Here is a 20,221-nt window from a genome sequence, read left to right as displayed (position 1 = left end):
GGTTTCGCCGTGCCGAGGCGGCGAACGGGTTGTATAAACAAAACTACGAACGGAACGAAGCCAATGATTATGGATCATCAACAAGCCACCCTTACGTCCACATTGTCGCTGTTCGACGAGCAGGTGCGGTATGCACCTGATGCTGTCGCATTGCGTGAGGACGCGCGAACTGTCTGCTACCGAGAGCTGGCCGAGCGTGTGCAAGTAGCCAGTAACGCCCTGCTGGTAAAAGGTGTAGAGCCTGGTAACCATATCGTGTTGTTTATGCCGCGCTCGATCGAGTTCGTAGTGGCTGCTCTTGCGACCCTCAGGGTCGGGGCTGCGTATGTGCCGGTGGATCCAAATTCGCCAATACAGCGTTCACGAACCATTATGGCCCGTTGTGCACCGGCATTGGTTCTCACCGCCGGAAGCACCGCCTTGCCTGGGATCGATTGGCCTGCGCTGTCGCTTCAAGAATTGTGTGAAGAGCAGAGTCAGGCACCCGCTCAGTTCCAGGCTTTGGGGACTGGCGACGAAATCGCTTACGTTCTACACACCTCAGGTACGACCGGTGAACCTAACGGGGTACAGATAACCAACCGTGGTCTGGTCAACTATTTGACCTGGGCTGCGCGAAGCTACGCGACCGAAGGTGCCTACGATGCAATCTGGCACACAGCCACGACCTTCGACCTTTCCATCACCAGCTTCCTGGTACCGCTGATCGCCGGTGGCTGTGTGGACATCGTCCCAGGCGATTCGGCCTTGGAGAAGCTTCTGCATCGTCTGTTTGACGCCGCTCAACCTGTTGTCGTCAAAGTCACCCCCACTCATGTGCGAGCGATTATCGACTGGTTCGATGCTCAGCAGCATGTCCGCGAGGTGGCACACGTGTTCGTGATCGGCGGTGAGGAACTGCTCGTTCGTGATTGCGTAGCGCTGCAGCGAATCTTCCCCAATTGCCGTATCTACAACGAATACGGGCCAACCGAAGCGACCGTCGGTTGCTGTGTTCAAGCATGGGGCGGCGCGACTGCTGCCAACTTGGAAAGTGTGGCCATCGGCACACCTATCGATGGCATGGCGCTGTATGTGGTCAATGAGTCCGGTGAGCAGGTGCCGGCTGGAACGCGTGGAGAGCTTCTGATTGCTGGTGTGGGCGTCATGGCGGGTTATCTGGGTAACCCTGAGCTTTCGGCGAAAAAACTCCTTAACGTGACATGGGACGATCGGCTTTGTTATGCGACGGGGGACATGGGCGCGTTGCGTGAGGACGGTGTCTTCCTTTATTTCGGGCGCACAGACACTCAAGTCAAACTCAATGGCTATCGTATTGAACTGACGGAAATCGAAACGCAGGCGATGGCGGTCGCGCAAGTGAGCAATGCCGCCGCGGTCGTCAAGCGTGAAGGTGGCGGCAGTATCTTGGCACTGTTCGTCGAGACCCAGGCTGATCCCGCGCAGGTGGAGCAATCTGTGGCCAAGCATTTGGGCGATGCACTGCCAGATTACATGCGCCCGTCGCGCATCATGGCTTTGCCTGCGTTGCCTGTCACTGCCCATGGCAAGATTGATCGCCGTAGTCTTGCCGAGTTGCAAGTGGCGCAAGCGCAGGCCAGCGCTGAGTTTCATACCGACAGCATCGAGGAGACGCTGATTGCCGTATGGCAACGTGTACTGCAACGCGACGTCGTCACGCTGGACGACAATTACTTCGCCCTCGGAGGGGATTCGTTACGTAGCATCGAAGTCACCGCATTGGCTGAGCAGCGTGGAGTGCGTTTCACCATCGCGACGCTGCACATGCATCCGACCGTGCGCTCCCTGGCCAAAGCCGTACGCGAGGCGACAGCGCCGGTCGATCTGCCAGTCTCCGAGCCTTTCTATTTGGTTTCCGAGCAGGACCGAGCGCGAATTCCGTCTGACGTGGAGGACGCGTATCCTCTGAACCTTCTGCAGGAAGGGATGATCTATCACCGCGAGTTCGCTGCAAAGTCGGCGGTTTACCACGCCATTTGCTCATATCATGTGGAGATGCCTGTTGACGTGGACGCGATGCGCGATGCCGTGCATGAGCTGGTTGCCCGTCATCCATTGCTGCGTACTTCGTTCGACCTGACGCATTTCAGCCGTCCGCTGCAACTGGTGCACAAGGCAAGCGAGCCGGAGTTCGGCTACCTCGACCTCAGGCATGTCGACCCACAGACCCATCAGGATTACGTGGACTCCTGGTTGGAAGATGAAAAGAAGCGCGGCTTCGAGATCGAGCAGTACCCGCTGATTCGATTTATGCTGCATCATTTTTCAGAGGGCACTTGTCAGCTCAGCTACAGCTTCCACCACGAAATCATCGATGGCTGGAGCGATGCCTTGATGGTGACGGAGCTGGTCAATCGTTACATGGCCCGTGTCAGTGGCGAAGTGTTCGAGCTGCCCGAACTGCGCTCGACCTTCCGTGATTCGATTCTGCTTGAGCAGTTGGCGGTCAACGACGATAGCTACCGAGAGTTCTGGAATGAGCGGATGCGTGATGTCTCGGTCATGCGCCTTCCCAGTTTCGTCCCACCCCGTGCGGATCTCGGTCAGCGAGAGATCATCAAGTTCGAAGTGCCCATCAGTGGCGAGTTGTCCGATGCCGTCAAGCAACTGGCCCGTGAGCTGGCCGTTCCCCTCAAGTCCGTGTTGCTGGCGGCTCACATGAAGGTGATGAGCCTGCTGGGCGGTGTGGATGATGTCATGTCATACACCGTCTCCAATGGGCGGCCTGAGAACCGTGATAGTCATGCGGTCATTGGTCTATTCGTGAACAGCTTGGCGTTTCGCATGAGTCTGCCGGGTGGGAGCTGGCGAGAGTTGATTCTCGATACCTTGCACAGCGAGCATGAAGTTCTGGCAAGGCGTCGTTACCCTATGGCGGAGGTCAAGCGACAGCACGGTAGCGAGCCACTTTCCGAAACTCTGTTCTTCTTCAACCACTATCATGTCACCGATGAGCTCGAGCGTTGGCCTAACCTCAAGATGTTGGGGCTGAAGGTCTACGCTGAATCGACTTTCCCCTTCTGCGTTAATGCCTTCCTGACGCCTTTCGAGAAAGATCTGCGTATCCGCCTGGAGTACGACAATCTGCGCTATGACAAGGCAGTGATGGACGTCGCCGGCGATTTCTACCTGGCGGTGCTGACGGCGATGGTTAAAGATCCGTCGGCCGACTACCATGCCGATGCTTTCCTGGCGCGCGAGCAGCTCGACCGTGTTCTTGGTGTGGCTTCTGGCGCTTTGAAACGTGAACAGCGTCCATTCCTGTCGGTTGTGGCCCAGATCGCCGAGCATGCTCGTCGCACACCGGAGCACATCGCCGTTGTCAGTGGTGAGTCGCGTATCACCTATGCAGAGCTGGACGCAATGGCGGCCCGGTTCGCGAAACACTTGGTGGAAGAAGAGCATGTGCGTCCCGCCGACATGGTCGGGGTGCTCATGTCCCGTGGTTTGCCTGCGATCGTCGCCATGCTAGGTATCCTAAAGAGCGGTGCGGCCTATGTACCGCTCAATGTCGATCAGCCGGCTGCAAGGCTTGCGTGCGCAATCAAGCAGACTGGGAGCCTGGTCGTTTGCGATGACGCTGCGTATGCTCATCTGGTCCCAGGCCTGGATAGCGAGATTCGTTTCGTACGCTATTCGGATGTAGATGCGGATGCGGACATTCATGATGATGTACCTGTTTGCGCTCAAAGCGCCGCCTACGTCATCTTCACATCGGGCTCGACCGGGGTTCCCAAGGCGACGGTAGTGTCCCACGCCAACCTCGACAGTTCGACACGTGAGCGGGTTGCCTACTACGGGCTGGGAGGGCGGGACCGTTGCGCGTTGTTGTCCTCGCAAGCTTTTGATAGTGCCGTTGGCGTTATCTTTGGGGCGTTGGTCGGTGGCGCGACCTTGGTCATTCCCGATGAGGAAACCCTGCTCGACCTGGCGGGGCTTGTGCAATACCTGCGTGCATCGCAGGTGACAATGACACTTTGCACACCTTCGTTGCTTGATACGTTGCTGGCGACGGACGATTTCATCACGCTGAAGTTGCGTCAGATCATCTCTGCAGGGGAAGCGCTTTCGTGTGACACCTACGCGCGTGCTGCGGCGATTCCGGGCGCCACTGTCTACAACGAGTACGGACCAACAGAGGCAACGGTCTGGGCGAGCGTGTGGCAAGGACAGCCTTACCGTCCGGTTTCGACGATGCCGATCGGCCGCGCCATCCCCAGTGCAAGGCTCTATGTTCTAGATCAGCGCATGCATCCAGTGGCGGTAGGCGTACCTGGAGAGTTGTACATTGGTGGCGAAGGGGTTGCTCAGGGCTACCTGGGCGCTCCGGCGCAGACGGCTGCCGTCTACCTGCCGGATCCGTTCGGCGATGTACCTGGCGCTCGGCTCTACCGTACTGGCGATCTGGTGCGACTGGATCTTGAAGGGAATATCGAGTTCCTGAGTCGTCGCGACCGACTGGTCAAAGTCCAGGGTTTCCGTGTCGAACCGGGCGAGATCGAGCATGTCCTAGCCACCCATCCGCAAATCCACCGGGCTGTCGCCGTGGTCAAGGCGATCAACGGGATCAAGCAACTGGTTGCCTACATCGTACGACGCGATACCGCACAGGCGCTTTCGGTGGATCAACTCAAGGCATTCTGTAAGCAGAACCTGCCAAAATACATGCTGCCTGCCCAGTTTGTGTTCGTCGATGCGGTGCCGGTCTCTAGTACCGGCAAGGTCGATCTGGCCTCTCTCGAACATTCGGCCTCCCTGGCTGCGGCTGACCATTCTTCCGCCGCGCCGCAGTCTCCACTGCAGGCAATGCTGGCCGGCATCTGGCAGACTGCCCTGAATGTGGAGCGCGTAGGCATTCATGACGACTTCATGACATTGGGTGGAGAGTCGCTGGCAGCCTTGCGTATCGCCGCTAAGGTGCGCAGTACGCTCGATGTTGATATTCCAGTACGCACACTGCTGGCGGCGATGGATAACATAGCCATGTTGGCGGAGGCGCTGGAGGCGCATTCGGCGTTGCAGGGCAGTCAGAAGCGCCATGAAGAACTTGAAAGTGGCACGCTGTAACGCCACAGAGGTCGCCGGGGAGCTTGTTGCCGCAGGACTTACCCTTTGGAGCGAGGAGGGCCGGCTGTGTTATGCCGGCCCAGCCGGGGCCTTGAGCGATCGGCTCAAGGCTCGGGCCTCTGAAGTACGGGATGCTCTCGTTGAGCGCCTGATGGCTGAGCGCCAAATCCTGGCACCTCCCTCACTTGCGCAGCAACGGATCTATGCGGCTCACGTGATCGGAGGGGAAGGGGCGAGTTATTCGGTGCCCATGGCTTGGCAGATGAACGGGCCGTTGGATATCGATCGGGTGCGTAACTGCATGCAAATGCTGGTCCAGCGCCATGAAGTATTGCGACAGTCCTTCGTGCGTTTTGGCGGAGAGTTGGTCGGTGTCATCTCGCTGCGCGCCGAATTGGATTTCACCGCGCTGTCGCTCCTGGATGTGCCAGGCCAAGCCCCGTCGGCGGTCGCACACAGATGGCTGGAGGAGGAGGCGAGCAGACCTTTTGATGTGGCCCACGGCAGGCTTTTTCGAGGCCGTGTCATCAATGCAAGGGACGGCAGCAGCTATCTGCTATGGATACTGCACCACCTAGTGTGCGATGAGTGGTCCACCGCGCAGTTGCTGGAGGAATTCGTTGCTTTGTACAACGACGGCCTGGTGGCATTGCCGCCGCCATCAGCTTATCGGGACTACGTGCAGTGGGAACGTCAGCAAGGGGACAGCGACGGCCTGACCCATTTGTTGGAAAAATGCGTAAAGCGTCTGGAACGGGCCAGTGCTGAACCAAGTCGTGTTGTGCGCAATGACATGACTAACGGTAATCGGACTGCCCTGGAACAGCGTGAGCTTGGCTGTGAGGCGAGTGCCGCCGTCAGTAAGGCCGCACGAGCTCTGAAGGTTTCAGAGTTCGTTTTCATGCTGGCCGCCTTCGTCATGTTGCAAGCACGTTACTCGACTACGCGCAATGTTTCACTCATCACCCCTGTGACGGCGCGCTTGGACGAGCGATTGATGAGTGTCGTTGGACCTGTGCAGCAACTGGCGCTCATTGGCGAGAGGGTAGCGCCGAATCAAGCGTTTTCGGACGTATGCCAGCGCATTGCCCGGCAGGTCGAGGAAGCGATGTCGCCAGATTACCCTTCGATGAACCGCGTTTTGAGCGAGCATGCCTTGCGCAACAGCGGGGCGCGCGCCGATTTACCCGGAACCCTCTTTGTGATGACCGGTCCGGCCATGGACTTGCAACTGGGGGGAGTTCAAGGCTCATCGTTGGGGCTGCGCAACCGGGAGGCCAAGACGAACCTCTTGGTGTGTGCAAGTCGCAGCAATGGCGTTGTGCACTTGGCTTTTGAATATCGGCAGGAGGTGTTCGACCAGGGGATCTGCGAGCAAATGTTGGCCGACTATGCGCATTTGCTCGAGCTTTGTGCTAACGATGATTTGACCTGCGAACAACGGGTGGGGCAAGCCTACCCGTCACACCGACCAGTCAACCCTTTAGCGCAGGCGGTTCCTCGAGGGAGCGTGCCACAATGGCTGGCCGACGTTGCACGTAGCAATCCCGAAGCTGTCGCGATCACCGGTGCCGAACAGGTTACCTACGGCCAGCTTGATCAGTTCTCCGCAGACGTCGCGCAGCGCCTAGCCACCATGGCCTTGCACGGTGAAGCCTGTGTAGCGGTATGGGGCCGGCTGAGCGCTCGGATGATCGGTGCGATGTGGGGGGTGATGCGATCTGGCGCTTGTGTTGTGCCATTCGATGCCGACCTTCCGTGGTACCGCGTAGAAATGCTCTGCCAGCGCGACGGTATCCAGTCGCTGGTGATCTGCGACCCGTCTTTGGTGGCAAATTATGCCCCGCAAGACATGGGCATGCCTGTGGTGGTGCTCGATCAGGCGTTGGCGGTGATGCCGTCCTGCCCGGTTATCGAGGCGATGGTGCCTGTACATGCAAGCTCACTGGCCTATGTAATGTACACCTCTGGATCCACTGGTGAGCCGAAGGGGTGAGCGTTTCCCATAGTGCTTTCGCCAGCTTTATCCATTGGGCGACAAACGCTTTCGAATTCAGGCGCATCGAAGCGTTCAACGTACTGACGCATGCGTCGTTTGATGTGTCGCTGTTCGAGGTGTTCGCGCCCCTTGCAGCGGGTTGCCCGTTATACATCGATGCTGGTAAGACCTATCATGACCGGCTGCGTGGCTTAAGCGCCGGAGGGTTCGCAGCTGTCCCTTCGGTACTGCGGTCAGCTCTTGCAACGGGTATCTCGCTGCAGTCCGTGACACACCTGTTTGTTGCCGGTGAGGTGTTTTCTCCGGCATTGGCCGCCTTATTGACCAGCGAGGCCCCCGAGAGTTCGGTGTGGAACTTGTACGGTCCAACGGAGGCTGTGGTCTACACAAGTCTTCATAAAGTGGTGGGCCAGGGGCCGGTTCCAATTGGCGTTTCTCGCGATGGTCTCCAATGCTACGTGATACGAGACGACTGGACTCGGCTGCCTGATGGTACGGTAGGGGAATTGGCCATCGGTGGGGCTATCGCGCGTGGGTATCGCGACATGCCTGCCTTAACCGCCGCGCGCTTTGTACCTGATCCGTTTAGCGGTCAGATCGGGGCGCGAATGTACTTGACCGGTGACAGCGTATTCGTGGACGGGCGCGGCATGCTCAACTATGTCGGGCGACGGGACCGGCAGCTCAAGAGTCTAGGCGCGAGGCTGGAACCAGAGGAGATCGAGCGGGCTTTGCTCGATCATCCGCAGGTCACGGCTGCGTTCGTCTGCGGCAGCTCGAAAGAAGGGCTGCTTGTCGCCTTTGTTGAGGCCAGAGCGGCACAGTTGCAGGAGCATGATTTGCGCCGCTTCTGCCTTCAACGTTTGCCTCGCGCGATGACCCCCAAGCGTTTCGTCATCAGCGATCACCTCGAACGCACGGCCGCTGGCAAGCTCGATGCGTCAGCACTACGGGGGCGGTTGAAGCAGCTTGAGTACCAGGCCCTGACAGCAGGGCAGCCGACGACCGAAACCCAAAGGCTACTCATGCAGCTCTGGGGCGAGCTGCTTGGGCACACGGCTTTTGACATTCGCACCAACTTTTTCGAGGCCGGCGGCAATTCATTGATGCTGCTGGCGCTCCATGACCGATTGCCGGGCAATAAAAGTGGTGTCGATGCACTCAGCGTGATCGATCTGTTCACTTACACAACAGTGGAACAAATGGCAGCTCGGCTGGACCATACCGTTCGTCCCATCATGGATGAAACGTCTTCGCGCAGTGCCAATAACTACCGGGCGGCTTTGCGTCGTCACAAGGTCAAGTATGGAAACGATGAATCGATTTGAAGATGAAGAACAATGGCTGGGCAAAGCCGCGATTGTCGGCATGTCATGCCGGTTCCCAGGAGCGTCGGATGTGCGACGGTACTGGACGAACTTGCTTGAAGGGGTTGAGTCTGTCGAGCGATTTGACCCCATGCTCAGCACCCGTAGTCGTTTCGCCTCCAATGAGCTGCCTGATGGCGGGGTAGTCGGTGCCGAAGCCGTTATGCCGGATGTCGATGCGTTCGACTACGAGCTCTTCGGTTATACCCTTGGCGAGGCCCGACGATTGGACCCGCAGATGCGCATTGCGCTGCAATGCGCTCATGAGGCCCTGGAGGATGCTGGCTGCGCGGGGATGAAAACTGGTGACGGCAAGGTCGGCGTGTTCTTTTCCGCCAGCATGAGCACCTACCTGCTGGAACACTTGCTCGAAGAGAACATGGACGGGCTCGGTGCCTTGCTGGGTAACGACAAGGACCATATTGCGACCACCATCGCCTTTCGACTGGGGCTCACTGGCGCTGCTGTCAGTGTCGGAAGCGGCTGCTCCAGTTCGGCGGCAGCGCTGCATTTCGCGTGCCTGGCCCTGGCGACCTACCAATGCGACGTGGCGGTTGTCGGCGGGGCATCGATTATCTTCCCGCAGCGTCAAGGTCATGTCTATCGGGAGGGAGGGGTCTATTCCAAGGATGGCCACTGTCGACCTTTCTCCGCGGACGCGACCGGTACGGTAGGTGGAAGTGGCGTCGGAGTCGTTGTACTCAGGCGACTGGACGATGCCGTGCGTGACAATCATTCCATCTATTGCGCCATTGCCGGAAGTGCCTGTGGCAATGATGGGCGACGTAAGGTCGGCTACGCAGCGCCTTCGGTCGAGGGACAGGTTGAAACGATTCGTCTCGCCCTTGCTACAGCCCAGGCAGACCCCAAGGCATTTGCATTCATCGAGGCGCATGCCACCGGTACGGCGTTGGGAGACCCGATTGAACTCGATGCTCTGCACAGGGCCTTCGGTGCGACCTCGGATCATGAGCCGTACTGCGCCCTGGGTTCCGTGAAGGCGAATATCGGGCACCTCGACAGTGCCAGCGGCATAGCCAGTGTAATCAAGGCTGCCTTGTGCGTATCCGAGCGTAAACGACCCGCTCAGATCGGCTTCAGAGAAGGCCACCCGCTGATTCCATGGAAAACCTCGCCATTCCATGTTGTCCCCAGTGCAGGCGCGCTGTTCGACACTGAGCAGGCGCGCTATGTGGGGGTGAACTCCCTCGGTATGGGTGGCACGAATGTCTTTGTGGTCCTGGAGCCGGCCCCGAACCTGTTCCCCGGCTACTCCAAGCGCCCCCGGCCTTGCCAATTCTACTGAGTGCGCATCGACCGGAGGTTCTGGAGGAGGTCGTGAAGGCGCTACAGGTCTTCGTCATGACACATAGACCTGATTTGGCTGACTTGGCTTATACCCTGAGCGTGGGGCGAAAATGCTATGACTGTCGCGCGGCGTTCATTTGCACGGACCTGGACGATTTGCTCCTGCAACTGGAGCAAGGCCGGTCTGCTAAGGTTGCAGAGAGTGAGCTGGAGTCTCGCGTAAGCGCTTGGTTGGTAGGCGAGGCCGTGGATTTCAGCGATCTGTTTCCGGCGAACTCGCGGCGTCTGCATTTGCCTGCCTATCCCTATCGCCGTACCGAGTGCCGTGTGGAGCGAAGCGAGGCGCCACGCGCGTCGAAATGGTGGCAAGTTGCGAGCAAGGTCCCCGATGTGCCATTGCCGCCGCAGGATCCCGTTACCGAGAGACTGCTGGAAGACTACAGTGCCGGCCTGATTCGCGATTTTTTGCTCGATCGGGTGACGGCTCTCAGCGCAGATCCAACCATCGAGCGTGCCCAATTGATCGATCAGCTTGGGCTTGATCCCGACTATCAGCGCTTCGGTGAGTACCTGGTCGAAAGCATGCTGGCGCGTGGCCTTCTATTAGGCGAGCAGTCAATGTTGCAGGCAAGTGCTCTGATGGGCCTACCTCAGTCGTCGCAGTTGGCCGCATCGGTGCTTGAGCGCTGTCCCGCCCGTGCGCCGTTGGTGCGACTGCTTGCAGATTTGGCAGAGCAGCGTGCATCGATCATGTGTCAAGGATGCCCCGCGCTGGAGGTTTTGGCTGAACAAGGCATGGACCGACTTAGCCAGGCCATTGGCAGCGATGTTCAGCGCAACGCTATCGTGGCCGATCAATTCGCTCAGGTCGACCTGTTCCTGCGTCGGTTCTGCGCCGAGCTGGGCAGACCGCTGCGTATCCTCGAGATCGGCTGCGGCCACTTGGCCTTGACCCAGCACTTGCTCGCTGCTCCGAACACGGAGCATCTGGCCGAATACTGGATTAGCGATGAGAGTCAGTCTTTGGTCGAGCGGGCCCGAGAGAGACTCGAGGAAAAGGTACAAGCAACGCTTGGACAACTGCGTTTCGCACGTTTCGATATAGACCGTCGGCCAGCTGCCCAGTCGATACCTGTCGATCACTTCGACGTGGTGATCGGTTTCAATGTCTTGCACGTAGCGACGAATCTGCAAGCCGCGTTGGCCAATCTTGGTGAGTTGATCAACGATCAGGGCGTACTGTGCCAAATCGATTCGACAGATTCGCGGCTCTCCACGCAATTGATCTGGGGCATGCTTGCGCAGTGGTGGCGTTACGAAGACAAACGCGCTCATGGCCCTTTGTTGTCGGTCGCGGGCTACCAGCAGTTGCTGGCATCCGCATGCGGTGAATACCTGCTTGCGGGGTCGCCCAGCCAAGAGACCGAATCTTTGCTGTGGTGGGGGCGACCCAATCCCTACGCCAAAGAGCACACCTATATTCCTCAATGGCGACGTTTTACCGGAGCGTGCGGGCAGCGCTGGCCGACCGGTGATGTTGTGCTCGCATTCGTCGATGATGCAACGCTGCGGCGCGGGATCGAAAACCTGGCCGAGGAAAGTCAAGCGAAGGTCTTTGCGGTGGTCAGTGCCGCGAGTGATGCGCTATCCCCCGAAGATCACATTGTATCTATGGGCAACGAGGAATACGTCCGCTTGGCGATAGATGCATGCCTGCGGCGTCATGGCCGGATCGATCGGGTCGTGTATGCCTGGACTCGCCCCGTCCCGGGTCGTGAGTTGGAGGCTGCTGTAACTACTTCTCTGGGTACTTTGCACTGGACCGCGAAGATCCTCGATCAGATGCAGGGTGATAAGAGCATCGAGTGGTTGGTCATTTCCCGCGGTCTTTTCAGGGTGGCGGGCGATGAGCCTGTATACGCTTCCCAGAGCTTGGCTTACGACATGTCGAAAATGATTGAGCTGGAATATCCCCAGTTTCATCTGCGTCATGTCGAGCTGCCGGCCGACGGTGCATTACCACCGGCGTTTGCCACCGCATGTACCTGCGCAAACGTCTCTGGGACGCTAGCCGTTCGGGGCGGTACCTCTGGCAGCCTTACCATGCGCAGGTGGATCTCTCCCCTGATGAACCCGATCTCGATGGTGCCGTCCTCGTGCTGGTTGGAGGACTGGGTGGCATTGGTTTAACTGTCGCGCAAGCGCTCGTGCGTCGCTTTGCCGTCCACCTGGTCATCCTCCATCGCGCGCAGTGGCTGGATCGCCCCGAGTCCGAGAATGATGAGCGGCAGGTGGCGATTCGCCGGCAGCTTGCTACGATCCGTGGCCAAGCCTCCTCCCTACAACTCGAGCAGCTTGATGCCAATGATCGAGAAGCGGTGTTTGCCGCAGCGCGACGCATCGGCGAACGCCATAGCAAGATTGACGGCGTGCTGTATCTGGCGGGCGAGATCGATCGCGAAGGCGTGTTGCGCAATCGTTCGTTCAGCATGCTCGAACGCTCGATTCGCACCAAGACTCATGGCGTTACCAATGTTACTGAAGCATTCGCCCACTTGCGCCCGGATTTTCATGTGAATTTCTCCTCAATCGGTGCGGTCTTGCACAAGGCGAAGTTCGGGGAGGCCGGTTACGTCATCGGGAATGGTTATCTGAATGCTCATGCGCGAGCCGGCGCAGCAGACTCTACGTGCCGATTCATTTGCATCAATTGGACCGATTGGCAAACCGACGGGATGTGGGCCTATGCGCAGAGCGAGTTCCAGTCACGCTACAGGTTGAACGACGAAAAGCGTGAGAGCACGACGGACACCTGGGGCGATAGCCACTGGCTTCAGAGCGTATCTGCTCGGCAGGGTGTCGAAACGCTCCTCAGAGTCATCGCGAGCGACCATGAAGAAGTGGTGGTGTGTGCCCAAGACTTGCCCTCGCTCATGGCCTATCAACAACAGGCGACGCACGCCGATTATGGGCGCTACCTCGATAGTCTGAAACTGAGCGCTGCCGTGCAGCCCGGCTCTCGAGAGGGCGGGTTGGCATTTGTGTCGCACGACACTGCTCGATCACTGGCGCAGATATGGGAGGAGTTGCTGGGCGTTGCAGTGCAGGGCAATGATGACAATTTCTACAGCGCGGGTGGTGATTCGTTGTTGGCGTTGCGACTGTCGGCCCTGGTGAAACAGGCACATGGTGTCGATCTTTCGCTCTCCACGTTGCTTGACACGCTCACGTTTGGTGCTCTCGTGGCCTACATCGACATGAAAATTGCCGAGAAGGCGCCGTCTTCGGAGGTTGGTATTGAACTCTGAGTCGCAGACATTCGAATCGCTCGTCGAACTCTATCGACAAGGGGGGCGCGTTCTACTGCAGGGGGAAGCGCTACAGGTCAAAGGACCCAAGGAGCATTTGTCGAGTGAGCTGCTACAGGCCTTGGCGCGGCACCGGAGTGAGCTGAGGCAGTTGCTTGGTGCTTCAGGTAAGGGGGCCGGTGCCTCGGTCGGTGTTCCGTTGTCCAATGCTCAGGAAGAAATATGGGCTATGGAACGGGCTCGCCCCAGCAGCTCGCGATTTGGCTTGACCAGCTGTGTATTGATCCAAGGGAGTTTGGACCCAGGCATCGTGACTGAAGTTGTGAATGCCTTGATGGAGCGGCATGTTGCCTTGCGCATGGGGTTCAATGCAGAGCATGGCGACGCCCGCCAGCAGGTGCATCCGTTCAGGCCTGTCAAGGTATCGGTCGAGCGTGGTAGCGAGCAGTTACCCGATAACATGCTCTCGGTACTGCGCCACCTCGCCGCCGAGCACGCCACACGGCCCTTCGACCTGTCGACTGGCCCATTGCTGGACGTCAATCTCTGCACCCTGGGCAGTGAGCACACTCTGTTGACATTGCGTCGGCACCACATTGCCAGTGATGGAACTTCCTTCGCGATCATCGTCGATGAGTTCTGCCGGGGTTACCGGGCGTTGCATGCCGGTCAGGCGCTGCCGGAAAGCGCCGGATCCTTGGGGTATCCCGCATTCGTGGCGTATGAGCGAGCGACGATTGCCAAGCAGGGGCGGGCGGCACTGCTCGCTTGGTGGCGAGCACAAATGTGCTGCGCGCTGGAAATTGCGTCCGCGGCGGGGCGTCCGAGCCTCGAACGAGCAGCGTTGATCGGCGGTTCCGGCAGTATGCGTTCGTTCGAGTTCACCTTGCAGGCCCCCGTAATTGCCGGCCTGCAAGCGTTGTCGCGACGGTGCGGTGAAACACTTTATTCGACAATGTTTGCCCTTTTTCGATTGTTGCTCGAGGCCAGGCAATCGCCCGGTGCCGAGTGTATTGGGCTAGATGCCTCGATGCGTGACGCCGCCGAGTTCGAACGAACCGTGGGCTTGTTCGTCAATCGTGTACCCATCGTCCAGGGCGTGGAGCCAGCCATCCCTTTCACGGCAATGGTCGCACAGGTCGGCAGAACCCTACGCGCCGCGCTGGCTCACAAGTGGCTGGCGCATCATGAAATCGATGCGCAAGCCACAGCTGCCGGGCTGTCGGGCTTGAGCTATCTCTTCGGATTCCATAACAACGCACATGCCACATTTTCGTTACCTGGGTGTTCAGTAGCGGCAAACCATGTTCATAGTGAGCAAGAGCACGATGTGCCCTTCGTCTGCTATTTGAGTGATGCAGGTACCTCATTTCGCATCAGTGTGGCCTATCGCATCCTCGCGCACACCGAGGCCTTGGCCAGCGATTTCGATGTACTGTACCAGCAGGTGGCCCAACTGGCAGTCGATTGTCCAGACGCGAGCTGCAGTGAGTTCATAGGGGCTTTGCAGGCTCGACAAGAGCAGCTGTATAGCGGACATCGAGCAGCTTTCGCGCGGATGAAACAGCGGCGGTTTGCGCGAACCAGCGGGAGTGGCAGCGATGCATGAATGGAAAAAGCGGTTTTCGCTCGATCGTTCGGCTCAGCCCAGCGGACACATGTCCGACTGGCGGGACAGCCTGGTGCAGGTACCGGCTGAGGGGCCTTTCTTGTCGGTGTTCATGCCCGCACGTCCAGATGTTCGGCTGGCTGAGGTGTTCCGCCGGTATGCTGCGTGGATCGAGGCCCGGCTCGACGAGCGTGGCGCATTGCTGTTTCGTGGTTTTGAAGTCGGTGGCGCGCGCGAGTTTGAATTGTTAGGCCAATGGCTGGGTTGTACCCCCACCATCAGTCGTGAGGAAACCTCTCCTCGCACGCGTATTTCCGGCAGCGTGTTCACCGCCACGGAGTACCCTGGTGCCTACCCCATCGCGTTTCACAACGAAAATTCCTATCAGCGGGCGATGCCTGCCAAGCTGCTTTTTTACTGCAGCCAGCCTTCGCAAACAGGGGGGGCGACATGGCTTGCCGATTGCCGAGCGGTATGGAAGATGCTACCTGAGGGCATCCGGTCATCTTTTGCCCTTGGCGGTTATCAACTGGTACGCAGTTATCACCCTTACTTCGGTATGTCCTGGCAGCAAGCTTTCGGTGTGAATGATCGAGCCGCTGTTGAGGCCATCGCCGCTTGCGACGAGATACACCTAGAGTGGAAGGACAATGGCGTGTTGACCACGACGCAAGTTCGTCCTTGTGTGGCAGTGCACCCGCGTACCGGTGCGCTCTGTTGGACCAATCATGTGTTTTTCTTCCACCACTCGAATTTGCCGCTGCATGCGCGCGAGGCTTTGGCTGTCGAGGCGCGGGGAGATCAACTGATCAATGACACGCGTTACGCCAACGGCGAGGCTATCGAACTCGACATACTCATGGCGATCGGGCAGGCTTATGACGCTAATACGGTGTCAATCGAATGGCAGCCTGGTGATGTGCTGTTGATCGATAACCTGTCCATAGCGCATGGCCGCGCACCGTATGCGGGTGCGAGGATCATCTATTTTTCCCAGTTGGATCAGATCGAGTGGGCGCAACTGCGTACCCCATCGTGTGTTCAGGAAGAACCATCATGAGCTTTTCCTCTCTGTCTTTGCCGCAGTTGCAGGCTTATGGCCGTCGTACTACGGGTGAAGAGTCCTCGGAAATCATCTGCTGCACCTTTTCTCTTTCCGGCGACCTCAGCATCGATATGCTGCGACAATCTGCCTTCGATGTGCTGTCGCGCAGTCGGATTTACCTGCCGGGAATCAACGTCGAATGCTCGGTGCAAGCGATCGAGGCGTCAACTCTGCAAGGTGCATCTGAGCGCATGGCCAAGGCGCAGTTGCTGGCCAGTTCTGCGTGCGCTCTGGCATTGGTTAGTATCGACCAGCGCAAATGGTTGGTCGCAGTTTCCCGCGCCTGGGTTTTTGACGCGGATGGCTTATCGCTGTTCGTCGTACAGGCACTTGAACAGATGTCGAGCGGCGCATGTGGGTATGAGGGGCGCATATGCTACGCGGACTACATGAACTGGCAGCACGAGTTGATGGCCAGTCCAGAAGCCCAGTTCGGCAAGCAGTTTTGGACCCGGGCGGCCGCTTCTTTCGAACCGCTCCTGGAGCTCCCGATCGAAGAGCGCCTGAAAGCGCCTTTTGCCACCAGCGCGACCTTTTCAACGTGTGCATTGAGTGAGGCGCTCGGGCAACGCCTCGATTCAATCGCCGCTCGGCTACAAGTGTCTGCCCAAAGCTTGGTGCTGAGTGCGTGGCTAGTGGTGCTTGAGCGTCTGCTGCCGGAGCGAAGCAAAGACCTGATCGTCGTCCTCAGTAACCGTGAAGAGATGTTCGAACATCTGGTCGGCCGGTTGGACTACGAACTGCCGGTGACATTCGAGGTTTCCAGCAGCACGTCGTTCGCCGGGCTGGCCAAGCATGTATTCAAGAAATTGGATGAGTGCGGTGAGTGGAAGGAGTGCTTTTTTGAGCAACATTTGGCGATTGATGCCGATCGACAGAATATTCGTTTCTCCACGCGCACGCTGCGAACTGGGCAAAGTCGGGAGTTGAGCTGGGAAGAGCACCCGCATGCCTGTTTCGCGCCGTCCAGCCACCTCGAGGTGACCTTTGCCCGCGGGGCGCGAGCGCACCTGGTAATGAGTGCGAACCCCGCTCGTTATTCCCAGGCGACCGTCGATTTTCTTCTGGATGAATTGCACGACATCCTGACCCGGGCAATTTCGGATGTATCGGTCCAGGTCGGTCAGTTGAACGTGGCTGATCTGCAGGCTGATGGATGGATGGTGTCGAGGCGGCGAGGACACACCGAGCACGCTTTAATGATGGTTGATGACCGTATCCGGAATGTCATTGAGCAGCAGGGGCAGCAAATCGCGCTCGATTACGGCGCTCAGGCATGGACCTACGCTGAGCTGGGTGAGCTTGTTAGCGAGCAGGCGCAAGCGTTGCGCGACATCGGTATTGGCATTGAGGATTGCGTGGGCTTGTCCGTTGCTGACCCGGTGCGCTACCTGATCGGCGCCTTGGCAGTTTGGCGGGTTGGCGCTCATTTCGTTGCGCTCGGCGAGCATGTGCCGGCGGTACGTCGACAGCACATCATCGATAGTTCGAAAGTGAAAGCGATCATTGAGATCGACGGCGGCGTCCGGGCGCAGTCGGCACTGGGGGCCACCACGCCGCGCGCTCAGGCGCGACGATGGCCTCTGGACGTGCTGGCCTACATAATCTGCACGTCCGGCACCACCGGGGAGCCGCGGGCGGTCGCGGTATCGCAGAGGGCGCTCGCCAACCAGGTGGAGGCCTTGACCAGACACTTCCCCCTCATGCCGGGTGAACGCGTACTGGGGCGCACGCCTGCGACCTTCGATGCCTCTCTTTGGGAGTGGGTGCTGACATTCTGCCGTGGTGCGCGGCTGCACCTGCTGAACGTCGTGGATGGCGCCTCGGAGCGCGCTGTTATTGCGGCGCTCGAGGCGTTTCCATTTCACATCGTGCAAATGACTCCCAGTCTTCTGTCGCGTTGCTTGCATGCGGGCGGCGCGCCAGCATTGGCGAAAGTTGCGCATGTGGTCATCGGTGGTGAGGCTCTCCCGGGGACTTTCGTTGCCGCGTTGGCTCAGCACGGTGGTTCGCTGATCAATGCGTATGGGCCTGCAGAGACCTGTATTAACGCCAGTTTGTATCGAACCACGGACGACGTGCATTCCAGAACTGTGCCCATTGGTGAACCATTGGATGAATACGTCTTTTATGTCGTAGATACCGCCTGTCGGCCCACTCCAGTGGCCGGCATCGGCATGCTGTGCATTGGTGGTGCAGGATTGGCGAGGGGGCTGGTGGGGGCATCTGCTGCTACTGCTCGTCACTTCGTGCCGGATCCGTTCACCTCTTGCGCGGGTGCGAGAATGTACGTTACCGGTGATTGGGTGCGTCGCCTGCCAAACGGCACCATCGAGTTCGTCGGGCGCCAGGATGACCAGATGAAACTCAACGGTGTACGCATCGACCGAGCGGAAATCATCGCTGCCATTAACGCTGAGCCTGGAGTGAAGCAGGCCACGCTCATAAAACTGAGCGAGCCATTGCCTTGTCTGGTCGCGTTCGTGGTTCCTGTATCGCCTAACCATTTCAGCGTTGAAGCACTGAGCGCTGCACTAAGGGTGAAGTTGCCGATGAGCATGTGTCCGGCCAGGATCGTCGTGCTCGCGGACTTGGCGCTGGACCCGCACGGTAAGGTCGATCAACAAGTGTTGCGTGATCTCGCCCAAGCAGATCGGCAATCCGAGTTCGTGGCGCCGCGCACGCCGACCGAAGCTCTGGTCGCGAAATGTTGGTGCTCGGTGCTCGAGATGGAGCAGGTGGGTGTGCATGATAACTTTTTCATGAGTGGCGGCCATTCACTTTCGTTTAGCCGCCTGATCGTCGCATTGCGTGAAGCCTTTGGTATCAGCCTTTCGCTAGGCAGTGTGATTGATGCGCCGAGTGTCGCTTCGCTGGCACGTCACATTGATGAACAACTGAACCGAGGCGTATGAGCGTGCCGGATGATATTGCGATCATCGGTGGGGGACAGTCAGCCAAATATGTGCTGCTGGCACTTGCCCATGCAATCGTGTCCGGACGGTTGCCCAGCAGTTTGCGCGTTGCTGTCTATGAGCAGGGCAGGCAATGGGGGACGGGACTGGCCTGGTCTCCGGAGGCTGTTGGAGACGCGCATCTGTCGAGCCTTGCAGCACCCTCGCTGCGGGCAGAGGTGGGTCGCCAAGAGGGGGGTAGGTTCGAACAGATCGTGGCGTTTCTACGCAGTCAGGGGGCTCGGGTAACCACCGAATTGCAAACGACGATTGAAGTGATCGAGCCCGCTGCTGAGGGCTGGACCTTGCACGGCAATCGGGGGCCTGTGCCGGGCGCTCGACACGTCGTGTTGGCGATCGGGCATAGCGCCTTTGCCCAGAAGAAACCCGTCGACGGAGTGCTTCACTGTCCTTGGCCTTTCGCTCAGTTGTGCGCTCGTGTCGATGCGCAGGTTGCCCAAGGCGGGGCACGCGTCCTGATTTTGGGCAGCTACCTGACGGCGGTAGACGTGGCGGTGGGGCTGGGGGCGAGCGCAGAAGCGGGTCAGTTGCACCTTAGCGTGCTATCCGGTAGTGGGGAGTTGCCGAAGGTTTGGGGGGCTCCGCCACCGCCTTTGGATGTCGACGCACTGTGCCAAGAGGTCATGCGCGAACCTATCGCCCAGTGTCGCGCGCAGGGGAGACTGGATCTAGCGGCAATTGAGCGGATGATCCTATTCGCCGCATTCGGTGAGTTGCATGGGACGGGCGCTTCGTTGGCGGGAAAACTGCAGCGACTCTGTGCTGGTGAGCCCGGGCAGCGTCTGAAGGAGGACCTGCGGGAAATCGAGCATGGAGCGGTATTGGCGTGGCAGACGGGATTGTTCGGTGGACTGCCTTTATTGAGTGAGGCGTTCCCAACATTCAGCGATTGCGACAAGCTCAGATTCCTCTCGTTGCGCTCTCGCTACTACCGTGCGGCGATGCCCATGGCTGGTGAGAACGCACGGCGACTCAATGCCCTGTTCGAGGCTGGCTCGCTTGATGTTCTAGCTGCACCACAAGGATATCGCTTGATTCAGGATCAGAAGCACAATGTCCAGTACCTCGAGATCCAGGACGACGCTGGCAATTTCCTAAGCGTTGGGGAATTCGATCTGGTGGTAGCTGCCGCTGGGTCGGATGTACGCCTTGAACGAACGGTTTCCCCTTTGCTGCGTGACCTGTACGAGCGCGGCCTGGCCTGCTCGGTCTACGCCCAGGATGCAGGCAAAACCGTCGAGCTGGGTGGGATTAGGGTGAACCCGCGCACCTGTGAGGTGGTGCCGGCAGAAGAGGCTGCAGGGCCGGCAGAGGGCAGCCTGTTCGCAATCGGGCCTTTATTAATCGGAACCTATCCGGACGCGCAGAGCGTCGGTCATATCGCGCGTGATGCCGAACGCATCGCCGAGCGGCTGGTGGCCTTGATCGCAAGGGATTGACGGTCGCCCCTCTGATTTCAAGG

9 protein-coding genes and 1 pseudogene are annotated in these 20,221 nt (G+C 58.8%); all 10 read left to right on the top strand.

Features of this window, described 5'->3' with window-relative positions; genetic code table 11:
- The first annotated feature begins 63 nt into the window (after positions 1–63).
- The 10 genes and pseudogenes from ACZ5KU_RS19385 (at position 64) to ACZ5KU_RS19340 (ending at position 20,198) form a co-directional block, all read left to right on the top strand.
- Positions 64–5,088: a non-ribosomal peptide synthetase gene (locus tag ACZ5KU_RS19385; RefSeq protein WP_054063146.1), complete on the top strand. Its 5,025-nt coding sequence runs from the start codon at positions 64–66 to the stop codon at positions 5,086–5,088.
- A pseudogene (locus tag ACZ5KU_RS19380) lies at positions 5,060–8,047 on the top strand (AMP-binding protein); the annotation flags it as partial. The gene ACZ5KU_RS19385 and the pseudogene ACZ5KU_RS19380, both read left to right, overlap by 29 nt.
- 65 nt (positions 8,048–8,112) lie before the next feature.
- Positions 8,113–8,415 carry an acyl carrier protein gene (locus tag ACZ5KU_RS19375; protein ID WP_464737423.1) on the top strand — a complete coding sequence of 101 codons (303 nt, stop codon included), beginning with the start codon at positions 8,113–8,115 and terminating at the stop codon, positions 8,413–8,415.
- Complete coding sequence (locus tag ACZ5KU_RS19370) at positions 8,393–9,760, top strand: beta-ketoacyl [acyl carrier protein] synthase domain-containing protein (protein WP_464736051.1); 1,368 nt, start codon at positions 8,393–8,395, stop codon at positions 9,758–9,760. Before ACZ5KU_RS19375 ends, ACZ5KU_RS19370 begins: the two co-directional genes overlap by 23 nt.
- A gap of 32 nt (positions 9,761–9,792) precedes the next feature.
- On the top strand, positions 9,793–11,952 hold the full coding sequence (locus ACZ5KU_RS19365; RefSeq protein WP_464736050.1) for a class I SAM-dependent methyltransferase: 2,160 nt from the start codon (positions 9,793–9,795) through the stop codon (positions 11,950–11,952).
- Complete coding sequence (locus ACZ5KU_RS19360; RefSeq protein WP_464736049.1) at positions 11,874–13,070, top strand: KR domain-containing protein; 1,197 nt, start codon at positions 11,874–11,876, stop codon at positions 13,068–13,070. The genes ACZ5KU_RS19365 and ACZ5KU_RS19360 overlap by 79 nt, the downstream gene beginning before the upstream one ends.
- Positions 13,027–14,679, top strand: coding sequence for a condensation domain-containing protein (locus tag ACZ5KU_RS19355; RefSeq protein ID WP_464736048.1), 1,653 nt, complete (start codon positions 13,027–13,029; stop codon positions 14,677–14,679). The genes ACZ5KU_RS19360 and ACZ5KU_RS19355 overlap by 44 nt, the downstream gene beginning before the upstream one ends.
- Positions 14,672–15,739: a TauD/TfdA family dioxygenase gene (locus tag ACZ5KU_RS19350; RefSeq protein WP_054063142.1), complete on the top strand. Its 1,068-nt coding sequence runs from the start codon at positions 14,672–14,674 to the stop codon at positions 15,737–15,739. The genes ACZ5KU_RS19355 and ACZ5KU_RS19350 overlap by 8 nt, the downstream gene beginning before the upstream one ends.
- Positions 15,736–18,699, top strand: coding sequence for an amino acid adenylation domain-containing protein (locus tag ACZ5KU_RS19345; protein ID WP_464736047.1), 2,964 nt, complete (start codon positions 15,736–15,738; stop codon positions 18,697–18,699). Before ACZ5KU_RS19350 ends, ACZ5KU_RS19345 begins: the two co-directional genes overlap by 4 nt.
- Positions 18,696–20,198, top strand: a complete 1,503-nt coding sequence (locus tag ACZ5KU_RS19340) for an FAD/NAD(P)-binding protein (protein WP_054063140.1) — start codon at positions 18,696–18,698, stop codon at positions 20,196–20,198. The genes ACZ5KU_RS19345 and ACZ5KU_RS19340 overlap by 4 nt, the downstream gene beginning before the upstream one ends.
- Positions 20,199–20,221 lie beyond the last annotated feature (23 nt).

This window comes from Pseudomonas sp. Tof1 (genome assembly GCF_055390395.1).
Note: the sequence above shows the minus strand (reverse complement) of the source record. Positions and strands in the feature narration are given on the sequence as shown.

What these genes read in the sequence shown, in the direction of transcription:
- ACZ5KU_RS19385 (WP_054063146.1), top strand. Translation starts at nt 64, where the DNA reads ATGATTATGGATCATCAACAAGCCACCCTTACGTCCACATTGTCGCTG.
- ACZ5KU_RS19375 (WP_464737423.1), top strand. Translation starts at nt 8,113, where the DNA reads ATGCAGCTCTGGGGCGAGCTGCTTGGGCACACGGCTTTTGACATTCGC.
- ACZ5KU_RS19370 (WP_464736051.1), top strand. Translation starts at nt 8,393, where the DNA reads ATGGAAACGATGAATCGATTTGAAGATGAAGAACAATGGCTGGGCAAA.
- ACZ5KU_RS19350 (WP_054063142.1), top strand. Translation starts at nt 14,672, where the DNA reads ATGCATGAATGGAAAAAGCGGTTTTCGCTCGATCGTTCGGCTCAGCCC.
- ACZ5KU_RS19345 (WP_464736047.1), top strand. Translation starts at nt 15,736, where the DNA reads ATGAGCTTTTCCTCTCTGTCTTTGCCGCAGTTGCAGGCTTATGGCCGT.
- ACZ5KU_RS19340 (WP_054063140.1), top strand. Translation starts at nt 18,696, where the DNA reads ATGAGCGTGCCGGATGATATTGCGATCATCGGTGGGGGACAGTCAGCC.